General features: G+C 45.8%; 14 protein-coding genes. 9 read left to right on the top strand and 5 right to left on the bottom strand.

The features are described 5' to 3' along the window. Positions 1 to 6: 6 nt before the first annotated feature. The 9 genes from HMPREF9446_RS14645 (at position 7) to HMPREF9446_RS14605 (ending at position 12,784) form a co-directional block, all read left to right on the top strand. Positions 7 to 939, top strand: coding sequence for a DUF4922 domain-containing protein (locus HMPREF9446_RS14645; protein ID WP_039969700.1), 933 nt, complete (start codon positions 7 to 9; stop codon positions 937 to 939). A 16-nt stretch (positions 940 to 955) separates the two neighbouring features. Beyond that, positions 956 to 2,293 carry a SpoIID/LytB domain-containing protein gene (locus HMPREF9446_RS14640; RefSeq protein ID WP_009126501.1) on the top strand — a complete coding sequence of 446 codons (1,338 nt, stop codon included), beginning with the start codon at positions 956 to 958 and terminating at the stop codon, positions 2,291 to 2,293. A 25-nt stretch (positions 2,294 to 2,318) separates the two neighbouring features. Next, on the top strand, positions 2,319 to 3,641 hold the full coding sequence (locus HMPREF9446_RS14635) for an MFS transporter (protein ID WP_009126500.1): 1,323 nt from the start codon (positions 2,319 to 2,321) through the stop codon (positions 3,639 to 3,641). A gap of 34 nt (positions 3,642 to 3,675) precedes the next feature. Continuing rightward, positions 3,676 to 4,917, top strand: a complete 1,242-nt coding sequence (locus tag HMPREF9446_RS14630; RefSeq protein WP_009126499.1) for an exo-beta-N-acetylmuramidase NamZ family protein — start codon at positions 3,676 to 3,678, stop codon at positions 4,915 to 4,917. 111 nt (positions 4,918 to 5,028) lie between these two features. Then, positions 5,029 to 7,947, top strand: a complete 2,919-nt coding sequence (locus tag HMPREF9446_RS14625) for an FAD-binding and (Fe-S)-binding domain-containing protein (RefSeq protein WP_009126498.1) — start codon at positions 5,029 to 5,031, stop codon at positions 7,945 to 7,947. 51 nt (positions 7,948 to 7,998) lie between these two features. After that, the gene (locus tag HMPREF9446_RS14620) at positions 7,999 to 9,189 is read left to right on the top strand and encodes an acyltransferase family protein (protein ID WP_009126497.1); all 1,191 of its coding nucleotides are present in this window, start codon (positions 7,999 to 8,001) and stop codon (positions 9,187 to 9,189) included. A gap of 46 nt (positions 9,190 to 9,235) precedes the next feature. Next, on the top strand, positions 9,236 to 10,078 hold the full coding sequence (locus HMPREF9446_RS14615; protein WP_009126496.1) for an ATPase: 843 nt from the start codon (positions 9,236 to 9,238) through the stop codon (positions 10,076 to 10,078). Between the two features lie 18 nt (positions 10,079 to 10,096). After that, on the top strand, positions 10,097 to 10,912 hold the full coding sequence (gene murQ / locus HMPREF9446_RS14610) for an N-acetylmuramic acid 6-phosphate etherase (protein WP_009126495.1): 816 nt from the start codon (positions 10,097 to 10,099) through the stop codon (positions 10,910 to 10,912). A gap of 12 nt (positions 10,913 to 10,924) precedes the next feature. Then, complete coding sequence (locus tag HMPREF9446_RS14605) at positions 10,925 to 12,784, top strand: serine hydrolase (RefSeq protein WP_009126494.1); 1,860 nt, start codon at positions 10,925 to 10,927, stop codon at positions 12,782 to 12,784. A 68-nt stretch (positions 12,785 to 12,852) separates the two neighbouring features. Here the strand turns inward: HMPREF9446_RS14605 and HMPREF9446_RS14600 are convergent, their stop codons facing one another. The 5 genes from HMPREF9446_RS14600 to HMPREF9446_RS14580 all read right to left on the bottom strand — a co-directional run bounded on the left by HMPREF9446_RS14600 (position 12,853) and on the right by HMPREF9446_RS14580 (position 24,451). Further along, positions 12,853 to 13,494 carry an FKBP-type peptidyl-prolyl cis-trans isomerase gene (locus HMPREF9446_RS14600; protein WP_009126493.1) on the bottom strand — a complete coding sequence of 214 codons (642 nt, stop codon included), beginning with the start codon at positions 13,492 to 13,494 and terminating at the stop codon, positions 12,853 to 12,855. Between the two features lie 36 nt (positions 13,495 to 13,530). Then, a complete protein-coding gene (locus HMPREF9446_RS14595; RefSeq protein ID WP_009126492.1) occupies positions 13,531 to 15,072 on the bottom strand; it encodes a glycine--tRNA ligase in 1,542 nt (513 codons plus the stop codon). Positions 15,073 to 15,320: 248 nt separating this feature from the next. Beyond that, positions 15,321 to 17,957, bottom strand: a complete 2,637-nt coding sequence (locus HMPREF9446_RS14590; protein ID WP_009126491.1) for a polysaccharide lyase family 8 super-sandwich domain-containing protein — start codon at positions 17,955 to 17,957, stop codon at positions 15,321 to 15,323. Between the two features lie 341 nt (positions 17,958 to 18,298). Continuing rightward, complete coding sequence (locus HMPREF9446_RS14585) at positions 18,299 to 21,805, bottom strand: glycosyl hydrolase (protein ID WP_009126490.1); 3,507 nt, start codon at positions 21,803 to 21,805, stop codon at positions 18,299 to 18,301. A gap of 3 nt (positions 21,806 to 21,808) precedes the next feature. After that, on the bottom strand, positions 21,809 to 24,451 hold the full coding sequence (locus tag HMPREF9446_RS14580; protein ID WP_050797310.1) for a family 78 glycoside hydrolase catalytic domain: 2,643 nt from the start codon (positions 24,449 to 24,451) through the stop codon (positions 21,809 to 21,811). Positions 24,452 to 24,751 lie beyond the last annotated feature (300 nt).

Here is a 24,751-nt window from a genome sequence, read left to right as displayed (position 1 = left end):
AACAGAATGAATCGAATGATAAACAATCTTCTGACCGAACAACTGTCTTCCTGGGAGACGGCACGCAACAATTATGCCGCTCTCTCCGGGGTACAGGTAAAGGAACTGGATGTGAACGGTATTCCTTATAAGGTACAGTTCAATCCTGCCCGCATTGTCTCTTCCGGAGCTAAGGTAGATGCCAAGTCCATCCGGGAACGGAAATGCTTTTTGTGTCCGGCAAACTTACCCCCCGTACAGAAAGGGATCCCGTTTGAAGGTCACTACAATATACTGGTAAACCCGTTCCCCATCTTCCCCCGCCATCTGACGATACCGGAAACGGAGCACGTGGACCAGCGTATTGCCGTACGCTTCAGCGATATGCTCGACCTGGCACAGGCGCTCTCTGAATACACCATTTTCTACAACGGTCCGAAATGCGGTGCCTCCGCTCCCGACCATGCCCATTTCCAAGCCGGGAATAAAGGATTCATGCCAATCGAGAAAGCTTGGAGAAGCCAGATCGCAGGTAAGATCGCCGATTACAAGGACGCCTCACTCTGGTATCTGGATGACGCACCGCGTGCTACGTTGGTCATCGAATCATCCGGTAAGGATACAGCCGAAAAACTGTTCGGCCTCATTTACCGTTCGCTTCCCGTAAAACCCGGTGAGGAAGAGCCTATGATGAATGTACTCGCCATGTATGAAACCGGCAAATGGGTTGTCTTCATATTCCCGCGTGCAAAACACCGCCCCGCATGCTATACGGCCGAAGGCGATGCAAACCTGTTGAGCAGTCCTGCCTCCGTGGATTTGGGCGGTGTCTTTATCACTCCCGTAGAAAAGGATTTTCTGAAAATTACTGCCGGAGATATTGCACAGATTCTCAGTGAAGTCTGCCTTTCCGCATCCGACTTCCAGCAACTCAGACAACACATTAAAGAACAAATCTAAAAACTTGAATATCGTTATGAAAGAGCCCAAAGTACATGTAGGTATCTTATTTGAACCTCAGATTGAGTTCGTTTTACTAAATACATATCTGATAGACGGTACGGAAATAAGCGGCAAACAAGTGGTTACCTACGATGAGGGTAAGATACTCTGGAACGGACGCCGTTATGAAGAACTCCTGTTCGAACCCCGGCATGAGCAGACAGATGCCTTTGAACTATTGGACGTAACCATCGGAATCAACTTCCATTGGGAACGCAAAGAGGACCAGCGTTTCCTCGGTGCCTTGAAGATTATTGTTGAAAACGGCAAGCTCACCGGTATCAATGTCATCCGCGTGGAAGATTACCTGACCAGCGTAATTTCTTCGGAGATGAGTGCTACCGCATCTTTGGAATTGCTGAAGGCCCATGCAGTGATATCCCGCAGCTGGCTACTCGCCCAAATACAGAAGAATAAGGAAATCACGGAAACTCATGCCGATTACTCGGCTTTCACACAGACCGAAGAAGAACTGATCCGTTGGTATGACAGAGAAGACCATACCCGTTTTGACGTCTGTGCCGATGATCATTGCCAACGTTACCAAGGCATCACCCGTGCCTCCACGGATATCGTGAAACAGGCCATTGCAGCCACGCGCGGACAAGTATTGACATCGGACGGCAAGATTTGTGACGCCCGCTTCTCCAAATGTTGCGGCGGCGCCTTCGAAGAATTCCAATATTGCTGGGAAGATATCAAATATCCCTATCTTGCCAAACAAAGGGACTACCGGACGGAAAACGGGAAAGCAGATAACGGGACACTGCCCGACCTTACCCGGGAGGTAGAGGCCGACCGTTGGATACGTACCTCACCGAAAGCTTTCTGCAATACTACTGACAAGAAAATCCTCTCTCAAGTACTCAACAACTATGACCAAGAGACGACAGACTTCTACCGTTGGAAAGTGGAATATACCCAAGATGAACTTTCCAAGTTGATAAAGGAACGTTCCGGCATCGATTACGGACAAATTATCGATCTTATTCCCGTAGCCCGCGGAACATCCGCACGCCTATGGAAACTGAAAATCGTGGGTAGCCAAAGAACACTCACTATCGGAAAAGAATTGGAAATTCGCCGTACACTATCTCCCTCCCACCTCTACAGCTCTGCCTTTGTAGTCGATAAGGAAGATATTTCTCCCGAAGGCATTCCCGGGCGTTTTATCCTCACCGGAGCCGGTTGGGGCCATGGCGTGGGACTTTGCCAGATAGGCGCAGCCGTGATGGGCGAGCAAGGATATAAATATGATGCAATACTGCTACACTACTATATAGGTGCCAACATCGACAAACTGTACGAGTAAACTAACAGACAAATAAACCAATATCATGAACCATACAAAAAACATATCGCCATGGGCATGGGTACCTACCCTGTACTTTGCACAAGGCATTCCGTATTTCATCGTAAACAACATCTCCGTAATGATGTTTACCAAGATGGGCGTACCGAACGGAGAGATGGCCTTGTTTACAAGCCTGCTCTATCTGCCCTGGACCATCAAACCTTTCTGGAGCCCGTTTGTCGACATCATCAAGACCAAAAGATGGTGGACCCTTTCCATGCAGATTCTGATGTCCGTGGCATTCATCCTGCTGACGCTGTCCATTCCACGACCGGACGAGGCGACTATGGCTGCCGGAACAACTCCCATCAGTATGTTCAGCATCACACTGATGCTGTTCATCATCACGGCTTTCGCCTCTGCCACACACGACATTGCCGCTGACGGCTTCTACATGCTGGCACTGAAACAGAGTGACCAGGCAGCCTTCGTGGGTATCCGAAGCACTTTCTACCGGCTTGCCTCCATCTTCGGACAAGGAGTGCTCGTAGCCATTGCCGGTGCCATCGAACTGAGAACCGAGAACATTCCGCTGTCATGGACTATCACGATGCTGGTTACAGCCGTTCTGTTCAGCCTGGTGACATTCTATCATCTCTTTGCAGTCCCCAAACCAACTTCGGACAAGTCAACACTGGCAGCCGATGCCGCCACCGCAGGAGCCATCTTCAGAGAGTTCGGACGAACATTCGCCACCTATTTCACCAAACCGGGTGCATTGCTGGCTATCGTATTCATGCTGCTCTACCGCCTGCCGGAAGCATTCCTCATTAAGATGTGCATGCCTTTCCTTGTAGCTTCCAAGGAATCGGGAGGTCTGGAACTCTCTACCGCAGAAGTAGGTATCGTATATGGTACCATCGGAGTCATATTCCTCACCTTGGGCGGTATTCTGGGAGGACTGTTCGCATCGCGCATCGGGTTGAAAAAATCCATCTGGTGGATGGCAGGATGTATGACGCTGCCATGCCTGACATTTGTCTATCTTGCCATTGTCCAGCCCGATAACCTGTTTGCCATCTCCACCGCCATCGCCATCGAGCAGTTCGGTTACGGCTTTGGCTTCACTGCCTACATGCTCTACATGATGTACTTCTCCGAGGGTGAATTCAAAACATCCCACTACGCCATCTGTACCGCATTCATGGCACTGAGCATGATGATTCCGGGCATGTTTGCAGGGTATATTCAAGAAGCTATCGGATATACCGACTTCTTCTGGCTGGTAATGATATGCTGTTTCGCTACAATTATCGTCACCATTTTTGCAGACAGAAGGATAGACCCGCAATATGGGAAAAAGTGATTAGGGATGAATATTTAATGATTAATGATTAGTAATGAAAAAGATTATTATACTATCCCTGCTCTGCCTGCTTTGCGCAAGTGTGGCACAGGCTCAAAAAATAAGAATCAAGACCGGCATCGAAGTACTGAAAGAGCAGAGCTTCAAATGCCTGGAAGGCAAACGGGTAGGATTGATTACCAATCCTACAGGCGTGGACAATCAGATGAAATCAACGATCGACATCCTGCATGAAGCACCGAATGTGAACCTTGTTGCACTTTACGGACCGGAACATGGTGTACGCGGTGACGTACATGCCGGAGACCATGTGACAGACATAAAAGATGCCTCAACCGGGCTTCCTGTCTATTCACTTTACGGAAAAACCCGCAAAGCCACTCCCGATATGCTGAAAGACATTGACGTATTGGTCTATGACATCCAGGACATCGGCTGCCGTTCATTTACCTACATCAGTACCATGGGGCTTGCCATGGAAGCCGCTGCCGAGAACGGCAAGGAGTTCATCGTACTGGATCGTCCCAACCCCGTAGGCGGACTGAAAATTGAAGGCAACCTGGTCGAAGATGATTGCATTTCTTTTGTCAGCCAATTTAAAATTCCGTACCTTTACGGGCTCACTTGCGGTGAGTTAGCATTGATGCTGAACGGTGAAAAGATGTTGAAGGATGGAGAACAATGCAACTTGCAGATCGTCAAAATGAAAGGTTGGAAGCGTAAAATGGACTATACTCAGACCGGACTGCAGTGGGTACCTTCTTCACCCCACATTCCACATCCCCACTCGGCATTCTTTTATCCCGTCAGCGGTATTCTGGGTGAATTGGGCTATATGTCCATCGGTGTCGGTTACACCATTCCGTTCCAGATGTTCGCCGCCGAATGGGTAGAAGCAGAAAAACTTGCCAGAAACCTGAACAGTTTGAAAGTTCCGGGAGTCATATTCAGGCCGATGTACTTGAAACCGTTCTACAGTGTAGGCAAAGGCGAATTGCTGCAAGGTGTGCAAGTGCACATCATGGACTTCGGCAAAGCGCCGTTGAGCGACCTGCAATTCCTGGTAATGCAGGAAGTCGCTGCCCTCTATCCTGACCGCGCCGTATTTGGCCATGCCGACAAGGGACGTTTCAACATGTTCGACAAGGTAAGCGGTTCGCGGCAGATACGCGAACGTTTCTCAAAGCGGAATCGCTGGGAGGACATACGCGACTACTGGTATAAAGATGCTGAAGACTTCCGTAAGTTGTCGAAGAAGTATTATTTATATAAATAGTTTTACAGACGAACAAAGAGGAGAAATAGCGACAATACAGAGGGTACCTCCCCATCAGACCCGTTTATAGTCCACTTTGAAGAGAAATGATACGATAGTAAAAAAACAGATATGAAAGAGCGCAGTTACATGGCTTTCCTACAGGAAGCACGTCCATTCATTCCGCAAGAAAGAATTTATACCGACGAACTTCGCCGGCTGGCTTGGGGAACAGATGCAGGTTTCTACCGCCTGATTCCCCGAATTGTAATCCGTTCGAAAAACGAGGATGAAATTTCACAACTGCTGAAACTGGCGAGCCGCCACGGGCTGCCCGTCACCTTCCGGGCAGCAGGGACCAGTTTGTCGGGGCAAGCCATCAGTGATTCTATCCTTATTGTAGCCGGTAAACATTGGGAAAAATATACCTTGTCTTCCGATCATGAGCAAATTACCCTCCAACCAGGCATCATCGGACAACGCGTCAACGAAATACTCGCTCCCTACGGCCGTAAGTTCGCACCGGACCCGGCCTCTGTAAAGAGTGCGATGGTGGGCGGCATCGTCATGAACAATGCTTCCGGAATGAACTGCGGCACACATGCCAACAGCGACAAAGTACTTCTGTCCGTCCGCATCGTATTGGCAGACGGTACTGTATTGGATACCGGTTGTCCGGTAAGCCGCGCATCCTTTGAAGTAACACACCGCGATTTTATCCGCCGCATCTGCGAACTGCGCGACCAAGTACGCGCCGACGAAAAGCTGGCGGAACGTATCCGCTATAAATATTCCATCAAGAATGTAACCGGACTGAACCTTCTGCCTTTCGTCCGGTTTGATGACCCGTTTGATATCATAGCCCATCTCATGGTCGGCTCGGAAGGTACCTTGGCCTTCCTTTCAGAAGTTACCATGAAAACAGAATATGATTATCCGTGCAAGGCGAGCGCCATGCTTTACTTCAAAACCATCAAAGAAGCTTGCCGTGCGGTAGTTGCCCTGAAGAACGTGACCAACGAAACCGGCGAATGGACCGTAAAGGGCGCCGAACTGCTCGACTGGAAATCATTGGCCTCCGTCAACGACCCCATTTTCCTGCGTTACAAAGGTGAAGTGGCATCTTCCATCCTCCCAGGAGTGGAACCCGGCGACGAAAGCGGTCTGACTGCCGTACTGACAGAAACAAAAGCCCGTACACCGGAAGAACTGCACCGGAACATTACCACCATCGAAAGCGTATTACGCGCTTTCCACACCTATATCCCGGTACATTTTACCGACAAGCCGGAAGAATACTCCCAATATTGGGCCATCCGTTCCGGTATTTTCCCTTCGGTAGGCGGTACCCGCAAGCCGGGAACAACTTGCCTCATCGAGGATATCGCTTTCCATATCGAGAACCTGCCCGAAGCTACGGTGGAACTCCAACAGCTCATCGCCCGTCATGGATATGACGATGCCTGCATCTACGGACATGCCTTGGAAGGGAATTATCACTTCATCATCAACCAGTCTTTTGGCAGTGATGAAGAAGTAAAACGCTATGAGGACCTGATGAACGCTGTCAAGACATTGGTAGTGGACAAATATGACGGTTCGTTGAAAGCCGAGCATGGTACGGGACGCAACATGGCTCCTTTCGTACGCTATGAATGGGGAGAAGCGGCATTCGAGGTCATGAAAGCTGTCAAATCGCTCTTCGACCCCAAGGGTTTATTGAATCCCGGTGTCATCTTCAATGATGACCCCCAGTGCCATATCAAAAACTTCAAGCCGCTACCTTTATTAGCTACAAGGGACGAGCTACGAGGGGGGACAGAAGACAAGTGCATCGAATGCGGGTTCTGTGAGGTAAATTGCCTCTCTTGCGGATTTACACTTTCTTCGCGCCAACGTATCGTTCTGCAGCGTGAAATCTCCCGCTTGAGGCAAAGCGGCAAGGAGCCGGAACGCCTTGCTTTATTGGAAAAGCAATACAAATATCCCGGAAACCAGACCTGTGCCGGAGACGGCCTCTGCTCCATGTCCTGCCCGATGGGAATCAATACCGGTGACCTTACCCACATGATCCGCCAGAGGGCGCTGCCTAAAGGTAGTCTGGGATATAAAGCCGGTAATTTTGCCGCCAATCATTTTGCCGGTATTAAAAGTTCTTTGCGGCCCATATTAGGCTTGGCCAATTTCGGACATTCCATTTTGGGAACGAAAGCAATGAGCAATATTGCCAAAGGCATGCATAATGCATTAGGGGTACCTTTATGGACTCCGGCCATGCCGAAGCCTCTTCCCCCTTGCTCCCTTCCCTATCGGGGAGAGGGCAAGGGGAAAGAGGCTGTAGTCTATTTTCCCAGCTGCATTAACCAGACCATGGGATTACCCAAAAAATCTCCCGTAGAACAACCATTGGTCAACAAGATGGTCTCCCTGCTGCAAAAAGCCGGTTACGAAGTAATTTTTCCAGCCAACATGGAAAGCCTCTGCTGCGGTACCATCTGGGAAAGCAAAGGCATGCCGGACATTGCCGACCGCAAGTCCGCAGAACTGGAAGCAGCCCTTTGGGAAGCCAGTGAACAAGGCAGATATCCTGTTCTCTGCGATCAAAGTCCGTGTTTGCACCGTATGCGTGAAACCATCAAGAAAATGAAACTTTATGAACCCGCAGAGTTCATCTATACCTTCTTGAAAGACAAGCTGGTATTCACACAGACAGACCGTCCCGTTGCCATTCACATCACTTGTTCCATGCGGAAAATGGGACTGGCAAATACGCTCATAGAACTGGCACACCTCTGCTCTACCCACGTCCTCATACCCGAAGAAGTAGGTTGTTGTGGTTTTGCAGGTGACCGGGGCTTTACCTATCCCGAACTGAACGCTTATGCCTTGCGCAAACTGCGTCCACAGATAGAGGCTGCCGGAATAAGTATCGGTTATTCCAACAGCCGTACCTGTGAAATCGGACTGACTACCAATGCCGGCATCCCTTACGTATCTATAGCATATCTTGTTGATCAATGTACCAAGCCTAAAATGAGGGACAAGGAATAAAGGATTGGGAACGATTCATATTTCACAATTAAACTTAACACACATAACGCTATGAACAGTCAAAAAACAAGCAAACGTATTCTTGCCCTTGATATCCTCCGGGGTATCACCATTGCAGGAATGATTATGGTAAACAACCCAGGGTCGTGGGCTCACATTTATGCTCCCCTGGCACATGCACAATGGATTGGACTGACTCCTACCGACCTCGTTTTCCCTTTCTTCATGTTTATCATGGGAATCTCTACCTATATTTCCTTGAAGAAATACAATTTTGAGTTCAGCCATGCCGCTGCCTTGAAAATACTGAAACGTACCGTCATAATCTTCCTTATAGGAATGGCTATCGGCTGGTTTTCACGGTTCTGCTATTATTGGAGTTCTGCTCCGGACAATCTGGGCTTTGGTGAAAACCTATGGGCATCTGTATGGACTTTTGACCGTATGCGTATCCTGGGCGTCATGCAACGTCTGGCACTGTGTTATGGAGCAACGTCCATCATCGCCTTGACCATGAAGCATAAGAATATCCCCTATCTCATTGCCACCTTATTAATAGGCTATTTCATTTTGCTGTTGGGCGGAAATGGATTCGCCTACAATGAAACAAATATACTTTCTATTGTTGACCGTGCTGTCCTGACTCCCGCACACATGTACAAAGACAACGGAATTGACCCGGAAGGAATCTTGAGCACCATCCCTGCCATTGCCCATGTATTGCTGGGCTTCTGTGTAGGACGTATGATGCTGGGAGACAGCCAAAGCGCCAAGGGAGACCGTACTAACGTGCTTGACTCACACCTTATCAAACTGTTCCTTGCCGGTACTATCCTTACTTTTGCAGGTTTTCTGCTGAGTTACGGATGCCCCATCAGCAAAAAAATCTGGTCGCCGACGTTTGTACTCGTTACCTGCGGATTGGCATCCAGCTTCCTGGCACTGCTGATCTGGATTATCGACGTGAAAGGATACAAGAGATGGAGCATGTTCTTCGAATCCTTCGGAGTGAACCCATTGTTCATGTATGTATTGGGCGGCGTGCTCAGCATTCTTTTCGGATGCATCAGTTTTCCGTGGAACGGAGGCAGTATCAGCATACACGGATTTTTGTATAAGACCACCCTTGTCCCTCTGTTTGGTGAAACCGGTGGTTCTTTGGCGTATGCCCTGATATTCATTGCCATCAACTGGTGCATCGGATATCAGCTATACAAACGGAAAATATATATCAAAATATAGTTCCCCCTAAAGTTATAATTCATAAATCATAAAATCATAAATCAAAATGATTCTAATCGCAGACAGTGGCTCTACAAAAACCGATTGGTGCGTTGTAGAGAATGGAGTGCTTCTCCAACAGATATTCACGAAAGGTACTAACCCTTTCTTTCAGTCGGAAGAGGAAATCAGTAATGAAATAGAGACCGCCCTATTGCCTCAATTAAGAACCAAAGAACTGGATGCCGTCTATTTCTACGGAGCCGGATGTGGTTTTCCCGACAAAATAAGTATGGTACATCGTGCCATCACCCAGCATCTGAAAGTCAAAGGAGATGTGGAAGTCAGCACCGACATGCTGGCTGCCGCAAGGGGGCTTTGCGGACACGGCGCAGGCATCGCCTGCATTATGGGAACAGGCTCCAACTCCTGCTACTATAATGGGAAAGAGATTGTCACCAATGTCTCCCCATTAGGCTTTATCCTTGGAGACGAAGGCAGCGGAGCTTGCCTGGGCAAGTTACTGGTAGGCGATGTCCTCAAAAACCAGATGACTCCGGAACTGAAAGACAAATTCCTCTCGCAATTCAATCTGACACCCGGAGAAATCATAGACCGGGTTTACCGCAAACCATTCCCGAACCGTTTTCTGGCAAGTTTGTCCCCATTCTTGGCACAAAACCTGGACGAACCGTGTGTGCATACCTTAGTTTTGAGCAGTTTCAAGGCTTTCCTGAAACGTAACGTCATGCAATACGACTACCGGCATAGCAAGGTACATTTCATCGGTTCCGTAGCTTTCTATTACAAAGATGTTTTAGAAGAAGCAGCACAGGAAATGGGTATCCAACTAGGTAACATCATCAAGAGCCCGATGGAAGGATTGATTAAATATCACAATGAAAAGTAATAAATAACAGATACCATTATGTTCGTAAAAATTTCAGAGCAACCTTCGCTCTACAACGACCTGGAAAAAAAGTCTGTCCGTGAGATTCTGGAAGACATCAACACGGAAGACCAGAAAGTGGCACTTGCCGTACAAAAGGCAATTCCTCAAATAGAGAAACTGGTAACCCAGATTGTACCCCGCATGAAACAAGGCGGACGTATCTTCTATATGGGTGCGGGAACCAGCGGACGCCTCGGAGTTCTCGACGCTTCGGAAATACCACCTACATTCGGCATGCCTCCCACTTTGGTTATCGGTCTGATTGCCGGAGGCGACACCGCCCTCCGTAATCCGGTAGAAAATGCCGAAGATGATATCCATCGCGGTTGGGAGGAACTGACGGAACGCAATATTACCGATAAAGATACGGTAATCGGTATCGCAGCTTCCGGTACAACTCCCTACGTGATCGGGGCCATGCACGAAGCACGTGAACACGGTATCCTGACCGGTTGCATCACCAGTAATCCCGATTCTCCAATGGCTGCGGAAGCAGATGTGCCTATCGAGATGGTGGTAGGGCCGGAATATGTAACCGGAAGCTCCCGCATGAAATCCGGGACAGGTCAAAAGATGATTCTGAACATGATCACTACCTCCGTCATGATACAATTAGGACGCGTAAAAGGTAATAAAATGGTAAATATGCAACTCAGTAACAAGAAATTGGTTGACCGTGGTACACGGATGCTCGTAGAAGAGCTTGGATTGGATTATGGCAAGGCCAAAGCATTGCTACTGATGCATGGCTCTGTGAAAAAAGCAGTCGATGCCTATCGTACACAACCGTAAAAGCTTCTTTATATGAAAACATTACATCTTCTCCTTTTCCTGCTCGCCGGCTTACAGGTCGCCATAGCACAACCTTTGCAGCGGGTAGCCCCCGAACAAGTGGGAATGGATTCCCGTAAACTAATGTACGCCGATGAAGCCATCGAAAAAGCCATTGCCGACAAGAGTATTCCCGGCGCCGTACTTGCCGTAGTACGCAATGGCAAAATGGCTTATTTAAAAGCGTACGGCAACAAGCGGACTTATCCGGATGTAGAACCGATGACCCCCAATACCATCTTCGATATGGCTTCCTGCAGCAAATCAATGAGTACGGCCATTTGTACCATGATATTGGCAGAACAAGGCAAATTGCGTATGCAGGATCCTGTCAGCCTTTATATTCCCAATTTCAAAAGTTGGGAAAGTGAAGACGGCAAAGAAAAAAAGACAATCCGCATTGCCGATCTGATGACACATACTTCCGGCCTGCCTCCCTACGCCCCTGCCGCCGCACTGGAGGAAAAGTACGGTTCTCCCAACCCTGAAGGACTGATGGAATATATAGCTACCTGCAAGCGCGATTTCAAACCGCAAACCGACTTCCAGTACAGTTGCCTGAATTTCATCACCCTGCAGCACATCATAGAGACTGTCAGCGGAAAATCATTACGCGATTTTGCCCGCGAAAACCTGTTCGATGTACTGGGAATGGACCATACCGATTACCTGCCCTGCAAGCGTGACAAGAATGGCCAGTGGATCCATACGGAAGATGCCCACTGGACAAGCATGACTGCCGGAGACTGGCACAGCCTCATCGCTCCCACAGAAAAACAGCCGGATGGACAGGTGCTCTGCGGACAGGTGCATGATCCTCTTGCACGTATCTTGAACGGAGGCGTCAGCGGCAATGCCGGCGTGTTCTCTTGCGCAGAAGACATTGCGGTCCTTTGTGCCGCCCTGCAGAATGGCGGTGAGTGGAACGGACACCGCATACTCAGCCCTTTGGGGGTAAAGGCCATGCGCACTGTTCCTCGCGCAACTGCCGACTTGGGACGTACATTAGGGTGGGACTGCTTTACAGCATACGCTTCCAACAATGGAGACTTCTTCGGTCCGAATACATATAGCCATACCGGCTATACCGGTACTTCCATCGTCATCGATCCGGACAACGACACCTCGGTCATCCTTTTAATCAATGCCGTACATCCTGAAGACGGACATAGCACCGTACGGTTACGTTCATTAGTGGCAAACGCCGTAGCCGCTTCCATCTATCCCGCTCCACGAGTATATAGCGACCACTACTACAAACGTTTTCTTCAATTCATGGATGAACCTGCCATTGCTTCAAAAGATGTAGTCATGCTGGGAAACAGCCTGACCGAAGGAGGCGGAGACTGGTCTGCACTTCTTGGCAAGAAGAATATACGCAACCGGGGAATCATCGGTGATGAAGTTATGGGTATCTACGACCGTTTGCACCAAATACTGCCGGGGCATCCGTCAAAGTTGTTCTTGCTTATCGGTGTGAATGACATCTCTCATGATTTGACCACCGACAGCATAGTGAACATGATCCGTATGACAGTTGAACGAATCCAAAAGGAGTCTCCCGATACCAAACTTTATCTGCAGAGCCTGCTGCCTATCAATGAAAGTTTTGGCCGCTACAAGAAATTGACCGGTAAAACAGCTATGATACCCGAAATCAATACCCGATTGGAAGCATTGGCTAAAGAAAGAAAGATCAACTATATCAATCTTTTCCCACTTTTTACGGAGAAAGGAACCAATGTATTGCGGACAGATTTAACCTCTGACGGATTGCATCTGACGGATGAAGGTTATAAGATATGGGCCAAGAAACTGAGGAAAGCAATATAAGCATAATAAATAAACAGGGGCTATCCCTATTTTTAAGGACAGCCCCTGTGTTTCATATCGGTATATTTCTATTGGGCAAAACTATGCAACAGTACATCAAACGTAAGTGTAGAACCACCGGGAATGGAATTTGAACTTGAATCATCATAACCATATCCGCTTTGATAAGGTATATACAACATCCAACGTTCCCCCATCCTCATAAACTGCAAAGCCGCCGTCCATCCGGTTATGACACCGGAAACACTAAAAGCCGCATACGAGTCAAATGCAGTAGGTTGCTTTTGTTCTTCCGGAGAAAGCGGAATCTCTTTATCAAGAGCACCATAGCCATCAAAACATCCGTCGAACTCCTCACCGTTAACGTAGGTTCCATAATAATAAGCATTCACTTTTGAATGGTAACCTGAATATAGAGGACGGTCACCGGTCTCATTCTTTACTATTTTTTTACAATATACATATTGAGTAGCCGCACTGGTACTGGCTGTGGTCTGTATGGCATACAACTTTCCAAGTTCCATCGCATCGGCCGCTTCTGCTGTAGCCACATAGCGTTCTCCCGTCTCCCTCTTTATCGAGTCTATAAACACTTGATTGCGCTCCCGCCAGTTATCATATTTTCCAGCCTCCTTCACTTCTTCACAAGAAACGAATGCACCTGCCAGAAACAGCAAGAAAGGCAAAAACAAAAGGAATGTTCTTTTCATTCAATTCAATTATTTCAATTTCTACTTATTCCAAACTTATTGCAACGTCTTCAGCAAAGATGTAATGCTTACTCGGTCTGCAATGATATTATTCAGTTCAGAGATAGCTACACGTTCTTGTTCCATCGTGTCACGATTACGCAAAGTCACGCAGTTATCTTCCAACGTCTGATGATCTACAGTCACACAATATGGAGTTCCGATAGCATCCTGACGACGATAGCGCTTACCGATAGAGTCTTTTTCATCATATTGGCAATGGAAGTGGAACTTCAGGCTATCAATAATCTCACGGGCCTTTTCGGGCAAACCATCTTTCTTGACCAAAGGCATGACGGCCAGTTTTACCGGTGCCAATGCAGCGGGCAGTCTCAACACAACACGTGTCTCACCATTTTCCAGTTTCTCTTCACAATATGAAGCAGACATGATACTGAGGAACATACGGTCCACACCTATACTTGTTTCAATAACATACGGAGTATAGCTTTCATTCGTTTCCGGATCGAAGTACTTGATGTTTTTACCGGAGAACTTCTCGTGCTGGGACAGGTCAAAATTGGTGCGGCTGTGAATACCTTCCACTTCCTTGAAACCAAAAGGCATCAGGAATTCAATATCCGTAGCAGCATTGGCATAATGAGCCAATTTGTCGTGGTCATGATAACGATAGTGATCGTCTCCAAAGCCAAGAGCCTTATGCCATTTCAAGCGAGTTTCCTTCCAAGCCTTGAACCAATCAAGTTCCGTACCCGGTTTTACGAAGAATTGCATCTCCATCTGTTCAAACTCACGCATACGGAAGATAAACTGGCGGGCTACGATCTCATTACGGAAAGCCTTACCTATTTGGGCAATGCCAAAAGGAATCTTCATACGGCCCGTCTTCTGTACATTCAGATAATTCACAAAGATACCCTGTGCCGTTTCCGGACGCAAATAAATCTTCATGGCTCCATCGGCAGTAGATCCCATCTCAGTAGAGAACATCAAGTTGAACTGACGTACTTCTGTCCAGTTCTTTGTACCACTGATAGGACAAACAATCTCTTCATCAATGATAATCTGCCGGAGTTCATCCAGATTATTGTCGTTCAGCGCCTTGGAAAAACGTTCATGCAACGCGTCGCGCTTGGCCTGGTGTTCCAGCACACGTCCATTCGTACTGCGGAATTGAGCTTCGTCAAAGGCATCTCCAAAACGTTTAGCGGCTTTGGCCACTTCCTTGTTTATCTTGTCATCATACTTGGCAAGCTGGTCTTCTATCAAAACATCAGCACGATAGCGTTTCTTGGAATCACGGTTATCAATCAAAGGGTCATTGAACGCATCCACATGTCCACTGGCTTTCCAGATAGTAGGATGCATAAAGATGGCTGAGTCAATGCCGACAATGTTCTCGTGCAGCAGCACCATACTTTGCCACCAATATTGTTTAATGTTATTTTTCAGTTCTACACCCATTTGACCGTAATCATATACGGCTCCCAAACCATCGTAGATATCGCTGGAAGGGAACACAAAACCATATTCCTTACAGTGTGATACGAGTTTCTTAAAAACGTCTTCTTGTGCCATTTTCTGTTGTATCTAAATTAATTTGAATCTTATTTTCAGCTAAAAAACGCCACAAAGATAGGGATTTATATCATAAATAGGGAAGAAGGGGTATTAATTTATCTTATACTATTCTTTCTCAGAAAAAAGACGGGTACCGTCCATCGGAAAAAGGGGCTGCATTGCATCTTAAAAAGATTTGTACAATACAGCCCCTTACCCTGAAAAAGCGAAAAACTATATATTCAGTAATATCAACGTCGTCCTTTTCATTTAATCATATAAGATTTTGTTATACTACTTCCCTGGTAATCATCAGTCGGTAGTTTAATGGCAACATTACAACCTTCTTCCGTGAGGGTTACTCCATCAACCGCTTCCAGTTTCTTATTCAAAGACAAGGTCAGATCTGACTGCGTGTAAGTAGGGTCGGAAACAGTAATATGATACCTGCTATCGTTTTTTTCTATCAAGACAATGGCAGGTTTATCTACCGAAACCTTCAAATCGTCATCCATGGTCACACTTCCTTTTTGATAAAAGACAAAACCGTATTTGTTATTTTTACGTATGGCTTGTACTACACTGCTATTTTGAGCCACTTGCAAGTCAACTTGGTCTACAAGGGTCCGGAAAGAAGAAAGAGACTGTCCCGGCACAACAATATAGCGATAACTCTCATCAATCGGGTTAACTCCATGGTTAAACCAAAGACTGAATACCTTTTTACTGATAAGATCGGATTTCCCAGTGCCATTGATCTCTTTCCATGAACCAGTCTGGGTGTTATTCCGCATGGTTACATTATCAGCCTGGTCAAAAATGTAACCGGTATTGTTATGATGTACCCATTTCAGTTGTTTCCCCTGTAAATCACCATCAGAGTCCAGTTGCTTCTCCTCTCCATCGTTATAGACAACCATACCGTTCAGAAAATTCTGTTCCACTGATGTCAAAATCTCCTCACCTTCATGACAAGAAATGCCACTGCCCATACATATCATCATATTATCGATGAAAAAATAGGCCTTGTTGGCTTGTAACCCGTTGTATTCTCCACTAAACGCCATAATACCGTCGAGATTGTTGCTAGCTCCTCCTCCAAACTCATTATTCCCTATTTGATAACCGTTTAAAACAGTCTTGTCTTGATTGTTGATTGCCGTTGTCCCCGGAATCCGCGTCCAATCCCATACCGGAAATATATCGTTATACTCATTACCGGTTGTCATAATGTTAGTTGAGCCCAACGGTAAATTAAAAGCCTTTAAATTTTCTTGGTTCAGCGATTCAGTACCGTATGTACGTTTCGATATGATTTTGGCAGACAAATAAAACTCCTCTCCGTGTTGCGTCATCATGTCCGACTTCCAGAAATGTTTATTGACATTAGGCTTAGGGAAAGCAGAACCCTTTTCTATATGGTTAATCCAACCATTGTACATACCGGCATTATCAGGATCACCAACGGCCAATTTTCTGAGTACATCTTTCGAAATTGTGGTATAACCCGTAGAAGGACGTGCCACATTCCGGCCTCTAGTACCAAAATCAATGGCTTGGCGATAGCTGAGCAACAGTGTCCCATCCAGCAACATCGTATGAAATATTTCTTTCTTTTCAGACGTGAATTCATTGGCAAACGGAGTTTCAGCCGATATTTCCATAAACTGAGAAATATCATCGACAAGAGACATTCCATATGATCCTGACTGAATTTGCGCATGATGCTGATGATAGCTGCCATCAATCTTAATACCTTCATCACCTTGTTTCGGAACAATAGCCAATGTAGAAGCTATAGCATTGAAAGAGTGTTGTACGGTTGAGTAATTATCTTCAGCGCAGCCCTTATGCATGGCTATTTCCGCTATCCATGAAAGATTTTTGCCGCCACCGATGAAACCTTCAATCTTATCTTTCAGATAGACAGATACAGCCATCATATTTTTACGCGGAAGGCTTCCTTTGATCAGCAAGACAGGAACCATGTATTTCTGAGGGGCGCCTATATCATTGTAATACCAATTATCCGAACTTACAGGAGCTTTCTGTTTGAAGAAAAGCAGTCCTCTTTCAATTTTTTCCAATAGAGTGGGATTATTGTAAAAGCTGCTCTTGGGATGGCTATAATTGATAGCCATAGTGCGAAGCCTGTTAAGATGTCCTTCCGGCTTCCAGCCATCAACTGAAATTTGATCATCATAATCAATATCCGACCATGATCCGTCAGGCTGCATGCTGTTCATGAAACTCCCAACCCCCTTTTCATCGGGATCATCATTCAGATAGTCAGCTCTCAGCCGTTCGGTAATGGTATCGATGGCTTTTTGTTCTTCAGGAGTATTCACATGCTCCTCATTATTTTCATTATAGACTTCGATTTCAGCAATTCTGTATCCCCCCTTATAGTCCAATCTTCCACGCACCACAAACTCCACGTAGCGGGCTTCTTCCCTGAAACCTTCAAAGGTGCTGATTTTGTCTTCTTTTACATTGTTCTTGCCTACGACATTGGTTATTTTGTCACGCTCTTTTCCAAAATTGATATTGTAGGCATTACAACCTCTCCCATCGGCCCAACGCACAACAATCTTAGATACTTCCTGCACACCGCCCAAGTCTATGAGAATGGAATGTTTATATGAATCAGCAGATTCCCAATAGGTTGTCGAATCACCATCAGTAATCAAACCGGCCATTTTAGGGTTCGACCCTTGACCGTTCAAGTCATTCACCTTGGTCTCCACTGTTTTTCCCAATGCCAAATTGACTACTTCCGTATCAGGCTCTTGGCCGTCACCGTCTTCATTTCCCGGATCAATGACTTCGTCGTCCTGGCAGGAAATTGCAAGAAAAGAAAGAAATATCCAAAAAAATCTTCCCAATAATTTAGTTAGTTCCATACTATAAAAATTTAATAATGAATATTTAGTATCACCTGGTTGTTTCTGATTGCCACAAAGGAAACACTATATAAAAACCCGTTGGCGGAATTCTTTTATTAAACTTTATTCAAAGCTTGTGAATATCCGTTCGCAAGCCTTGAATATATGTTCGCAGCCTTTGAATATCCGTTCGCGCACTGCGAACAGAGATCTCACTTAACTCCGCGACTTTTTAGTCTTAACTTCAAAAGGTTTTTCTTTAGCTTTCCTAAAAGTTTCCAATAGATACCTCGCAGCCGGGAGATATAGTATCCGCCAACACGTTCTATACAGTGCGTATTGTAGATGCGGTTCTTCTTTCAGCTCTTTATACTTTCTATAACTCCGGGAATTAGCACTACCGGACCTAACAAGCCAGATTCGACCAATGGAGAATTCTTATCATAGTGTTTCCATGTGGTAAAGGTTATTCTTCCCCCATCCGGCTTAGGCTGTCCTGTCAAATACCAGTCAGGCAGTTTTTTTATACCACCATTTCCTGCTGCAATGTATTTATTGACAGGTTCCTTATAATCATACTCATTCTCGGCAGGTAAATATTCGTCACCTATCAAACGATTCACCCACAGGTTGGTAACTCGAATTTCAAGCATATTATCACCTTTATGCAACAAATGCTGTATATCGGCACAATAAGGCGGCGCCCAACAAGTAGCCACATATTTTCCGTTGACCCATATTTCAGCAAGAACTTCTACCCTTCCCAAATCCAAACGAAGACAAAATTCTTCCTTCAAATATCCGTCGGGGATGGATAGTGGATAAAAGTAAGACATTGTACCCGAGAAGTGCCTGACCCCAAAATCTTCTTCCAGCCGAAGTGAACGCAACTTAGGCAAAACAATTTCTTCAGGGGCGCCTTTCTTTTCGGGAAAACGAAGCGTCCAAGGGCCATCCAATGTAATCCGTGCAGGCAGCTGTTCGATTTGCTTTCGCAAGCAAGTACGGTTGGCTATAAATTCATAAACCCCTGTTTTCCAAGCAACGAACCTGTCATTGGAATACCATGAATAGAACCTATTCTCCTGTTGATAAGGTATTGGCATTCCTTTCCGATACAGTTCGATGATTTGCTCTTCAGCCATAGCATAGGGATATGCCTCAAAACCGCACATACCTCCTTCATAAGTGTCGGCCTTGCTCAACAAACCGGATGAATCAACGGCATAATGCACAGTCGTATTGGAAGGAGTACCTTCACCTATAAATGTTCCGTTTACCCAAAGTCCGGGCATATTTTCCCGATAAACCAAAACGAGGTGCAGCCAGCCAGACAATGGCCTTACATTTCTATATACAGCTTTATTCCGTACGGTACGTTCATATACCACAATGCCGTTCCTGCCAACAGACAACCCTACAGCACTATGCCCTTTTCCGTATCTTTGTTCTCCGCCAGGCGGATAGACGGCAAAAAAACGAGTACACATATCCCCCATTTCATGTGCATCTGTAACGGCTATGTCTGTTTCCGGCTTTATCCAACAGGCGATACTAAAATCAGACTGCATGAGAGGAGAGTTCCCTGCCTGTTTTTGAGTGGAGAATATAGAAACCCCATTATACTTAAAATCGTCCCATTTTGACAAGGAAGTTTCATTTGTTTTCCGAAACACAACAAATAAGGAACCTGCAGGAGGTAACTCCAATGGAATCTTGATACCTTCGTTATCGGTCTGATATACAGGACAAGGAAGAATCTCCGCCGTGTAAGGATTCCACAACTCCGGGATACGATTTTTCATACGGAAATGCGCTGTCCCATTCTCTGGCATACGCTTACGATTGGCCAGAAAATAGATGTCTGTTTCATTCTGTTGATAATGAATGGCATGTACTGCCGCATTGTTGTCCGCCGAATTATATAAAAAATCGGGTGAAACATTTAATCCGCGAAGAAGTAGCTGTAAATCTGCTTTTTCATAAGTATTGGATGCTCCCCATATTTGTTCCACAAGTGCTATAAACACATTTTCCTTTTCCCCGTCAAGCAAACTTAAAGTGCGTTGTGGTTTCTGCCCCACTAACGTAATCCCTTTTTTCACCAGGCGGTCGAGGACAGCCAAGGTCTGTAAAGACATGGCGTCTGAGTCCAGTAACACCAATAATTTGTAACCTTCGAAGTTTGTACCAGGAAGCATGATTCTGTTGTTTCTGACCTGTGCCTTTTCCAACAATTCAGCATTGATCATATCATAATCATATCCCTCGGGAGGAGCAAACGGTGTTTTTTCCGGTTCTACGGTTTCACCAAATGCGTTGTCGCCTCTGAGGTAAAGAATGTCGGCATAAAAAGTGGAATGCTGGAATATATGCTGGCAACGGTTCAAATAGCCAATCCACGCTTTTCCCGGTTCCCACCATGTATTGGTCCGGTCAAAGTGGAGGCCCCAAGGGCCCATAGTCATTCCAGGCATAGCCGTAGGATGTGGCTGATGGGCATAGCGATGGAAATAAATCCTGCTAAGCCCCTGTGTAAACATGTAGTCGCCCAGTGATTTGAGCGCATACGGATATAACAGCCATTTGTCCGCATCGGCTTCAGAGGTAAAAGCTTCTGCTCCTATTATCTTTGAACCTGTAGCATGGGCGATAGAAGCGATCTGCTTTACAGTACGATTGTACTTGTAGTTTGCCCAAAGAACCGTTTGCGCACACCAAAATTCACCCATATTTATATCGAGCCTCTGCGCTACCTGCAGTTCTTCCATCATGTTTCCTCCGTAAGGCTCCGTATAGGTAATGATACCTCTTTCTTTGCACCGTTTCTGAAAATGAGAATAATACCGATCGGCAAACATATCAGCTTGGGTACGTTTGAAATCAAATAAAAATCGGTCGGTATGTTCGGTACTTTCAATGACCCTATGAGCCAAAGCAGGCAAAAAGGTCACCAAGGCATATCCGCGTTTCTTTTGGAAATAGGCCGGCATATCATAAGTCCAATCCTGACTGCCCATTTCATAACTGTCAATAAGCAGCCCCACCTTGGAACGTTTAGCCATCTTTTCCATCGAAGGCATGATCCGTTTGAACATGCAGTCCAGATGATAATCCAAAGCTGCCGTATTGAACTTATCGCATTCCAATCCTGTTGACTTGGCCGGTGCCGAACGGTTGTTCTGCTTTCGCGCCGTCTGCCCAAAACGCAAGACGACCCATTCACCCGGAGGCACATTCCATGTAAGCACTCCATTTTTATCAAGTTGACCGGTTAAATCAAGCACAGATGATTGAGGTATTACATCAAGTCCGGCAGGGATGGCAAGACAATATGTATCAAGGTAGTGATTCAGTTGATGTTTGGGAACGGGCAATTGCAGGCTGACTGCCTGTCCGCCTTTCAGTTCAGTTTCACTCCAGGTCAGCTGCTGCATGGCTTTGTCTGGAGTAATCCAAGGTCCCCCGCTGGAAGACCATCCCGGGCAATTATGCATGGCAAATTCCAACCCCAACCGTTCCGATTCCTTCATGGCATGGATGACAAGTCCTGTCCATTCATCACTGAGCGATTCTACAGGACCGGCAGGAATACCGGTTCCCGCCTCAAACAATTGGTAACCGGCAATGCCGTTGTTTTTCATTGCCTCTAAATCACGGGTTATGCCTTCTTTGGTAATATTTCCATTCATCCAGTGCCACCATGTATATACCCCAGACCCGAAAGGAGGATTACGGAATTCTTCTTCCAATGAAAGAAAAGGATTACCGACTTTACTTTTGCAGACTTGTGCGGCAAAAGCAGGACTTAACAGACTAGCCACACCTGCGGATGAAACTATTTTAAGAAATGTGCGCCGTTTCATAATCTAAAATTTATATACACAACTGTAACTTCCGTTATCCAATCGTAAAGACTTGTCTAAGATGCTGATTCTTTGATTGTCCAACCAGCCCTCGGTTGCATCTTGGGGTGTAATTACATCAGCAGTCACTCCTATAGGCAGACGAATGTTCAGTTTTAATTTATTGCCCTCCAAGTGCCAACCGACATATATTGTTCCAAACGGAGTTTCTTTGGAGACTTTAGCCCACGTGACACCTTCTGGAATTTGAGGCTCTATGAACACATGTTTATATCCCGGTTGGCCTTCATCTGTGCGTATTCCTCCGACAGCCTGATAAAACCAAGTTCCTATCCCATTGTAGCAGTTGTGAATTCTACTCCGTTCCCCATGCCAATATTCCCAAGTGGTAGTGGCACCTTTGTTCAACATGTACAGATACCCAGGGTAATCCTGTTTTTTGAGCAGGTTGTACATGAAATCCGTTTCTTTGTTTCGAATAGCCCATTCCGTTAAAACAGGCACCCCTACTAACCCAACACCTATATGCCCTTTATTCTGCTCAGCCGTATATCTTTTCAGATTATTGGAAACCAAAGAATATAGTTTATCGGGTACTGCTCCTGCCAACATGGGATATATCATATCAAGCTGAGAACCCGTTGCGTATTTTTCCTCGGCAGGCCTGTAAAACCTTTCATGAATCAAAGCATTCAGTTCCGACCTCTTATTGGCAAAAGCTACAGCATCTTCACTCTTTCCCAAAACGGATGCAGCTTTGGACATAACCTCGAAACATTCACTGATAAAACAATTATTGACCAAATCTATGGAAACCGGATTGGTATAATCCACTCCCTTGGGAGCCAACCAGTCACCCAAGAACCAACTACGATAGGGAGTATCGGGCCAGCGCTTCAATAATCCATCTATTCTATATCGCTCTACATAGTCCATCCATGCCTTCATCGTATCATAAAAACGCTCCAACAAGCGAGGATCATTATAGTTTATATATGTCCTCCATGGAGCCATTACTACAAAACCACACCAGTAGGGACCACCCCCGCCCCCGCCACAGGGAGCCGTATGGGGCAAGCTTCCCCCTTCCCTCATGGCATCTTTCCATGCTTGCATCCAATTAAGGAAAGTGGGAGCGACATCATACATCGTCTGAACGGTTTGTGTGGAAGAATTTCCATCTCCCCCGTATCCCATACGTTCAAGATGAGGACAATCAACCATATATCCACTGAATGTCAGGCAACGTGTTGTATAGTCAATCATGTCGTGTATAGCGTTCAGATCCTTGTCAGAACAAATAAACGTGGATGCCGCCCTATAGTCACCGTGTATCAAGTGCGCCTTTATATGTTTAGAATCAGGCTTGTATGGCAGATTAACGATCTTTATATACCGAAAAGCATGATAATGAAATTTATTACGGAATATATTGCCATCCGGATTTCCGGAAACAATATAAAGATCGCTCTCGCCCTGTTCTTCTATTGTACCCTCTTCTTTCATATAGTCGCTGTAAAAAACAGAGATTTCATGCCCGGCAGGTAGTTGCGGTACCTGTAGTTCAAACCATCCTGTCAGCACTTTTCCCATATCCACCAACCATGTATCCTGATCCAGCGGAGTAATACTTTTGGGAGCGAGTGTTTCTTGGATGCGGTTGGGTTCACACATTTGCGGAGACACCGAATGTTCCCTTATATCCACTTCTGCGACTGTACCCCATTGCCTTTTATTCAGCTCACCGGCCGACAAGTCAGAGGGAACTATACGGGCATCTATCCGTTCCCCGCCGAAATGCAACGCTTTCCATGTTCCCATATCCGTATAGCCGCTTTCACATCCCGTCCATGTACGGTCTGTTTCAGCAATAGTTTCCCATCTTCCTCCATTTAACACGCTGATTTCTGCTTTTACAACCGGACCTTCGTATTGGGCTTTGAAATGTCCGGGCTTTTTATACCAACCTTGTCCTAACCAGATAACCAGGTCATTTTCTCCTTGGGACAAGAATGGAGTTATATCATAGGTAACAATCAACGAACGCTTGTCAAGCTGCGATACAGCAGGTGACAACACTTGTGAGTCTGCTTTTTTTCCATTTATATATACTTCATGGTAGCCTAATGAATTGACATGTAAAAAGGTCGTATTTTTTTGTTTTACCATAAAAGATTTCCTAAGCAAAGGAGAACGGACATCTCCTTCAGCAAGACCGATATATTTTCCATTAAAAAGTCTGTGATCCAAAATACCAATTGCAAACCGTTGTATGGAACTCCATGCGGACTGTTCACCATGTTCGTTCTCCACCCGGACCCGCCAATAACAAAGCATACGAGGCCTCAGTCCTTTACCCTTGTAGGGTACCATAACAGATTGGCCGGACCTGATTTTACCCGAGTTCCACAAGTTAACATTTCCTCTTGTCAACTCCAGACTATCAGTTGCGACCTGTATTTCATACGCACACTGCCGCATAGGTTGCCGGCTTGTCAGTTTCCAACTGAAATGTGGCAAGGTATTATCAATAGCAAGTGGATTGCCAAGATTTTCACAGCGCAAATCGTATAACAAGAAAGAAGAGGCCAACGACACACAAGTATGTGCAAGGCCCAATAATAGACAAATAAAACCTTTCTTCATAAATATTAGTATATATGTTTTTGTTGTCCGGAGATATCCGAAGATCACCACCTATAAATGTCACTGCAGACTACAGCCTGTTGAATGCAAAAGTAGCAGATAGGACTATCTTTTTATGATACTTTCTTATCTTAAACTGATTGAAGGACAACTATTGCCCTCTATTTTAGGAAAACAGGTTTTCTGCTTACATATCATCCTTTATTGTTTGCATATAACCATATTCATTAAAAACGAAAGACCGTTTCTCCAATTCACCGCCATATTCCACCTCCACCACCCCTACCGAGTATTTTATTT

The sequence above is a fragment of the Bacteroides fluxus YIT 12057 genome (assembly GCF_000195635.1).
Classification (GTDB): Bacteria; Bacteroidota; Bacteroidia; order Bacteroidales; family Bacteroidaceae; genus Bacteroides; species Bacteroides fluxus.
This window is presented reverse-complemented; position numbering and strand designations above follow the sequence as displayed.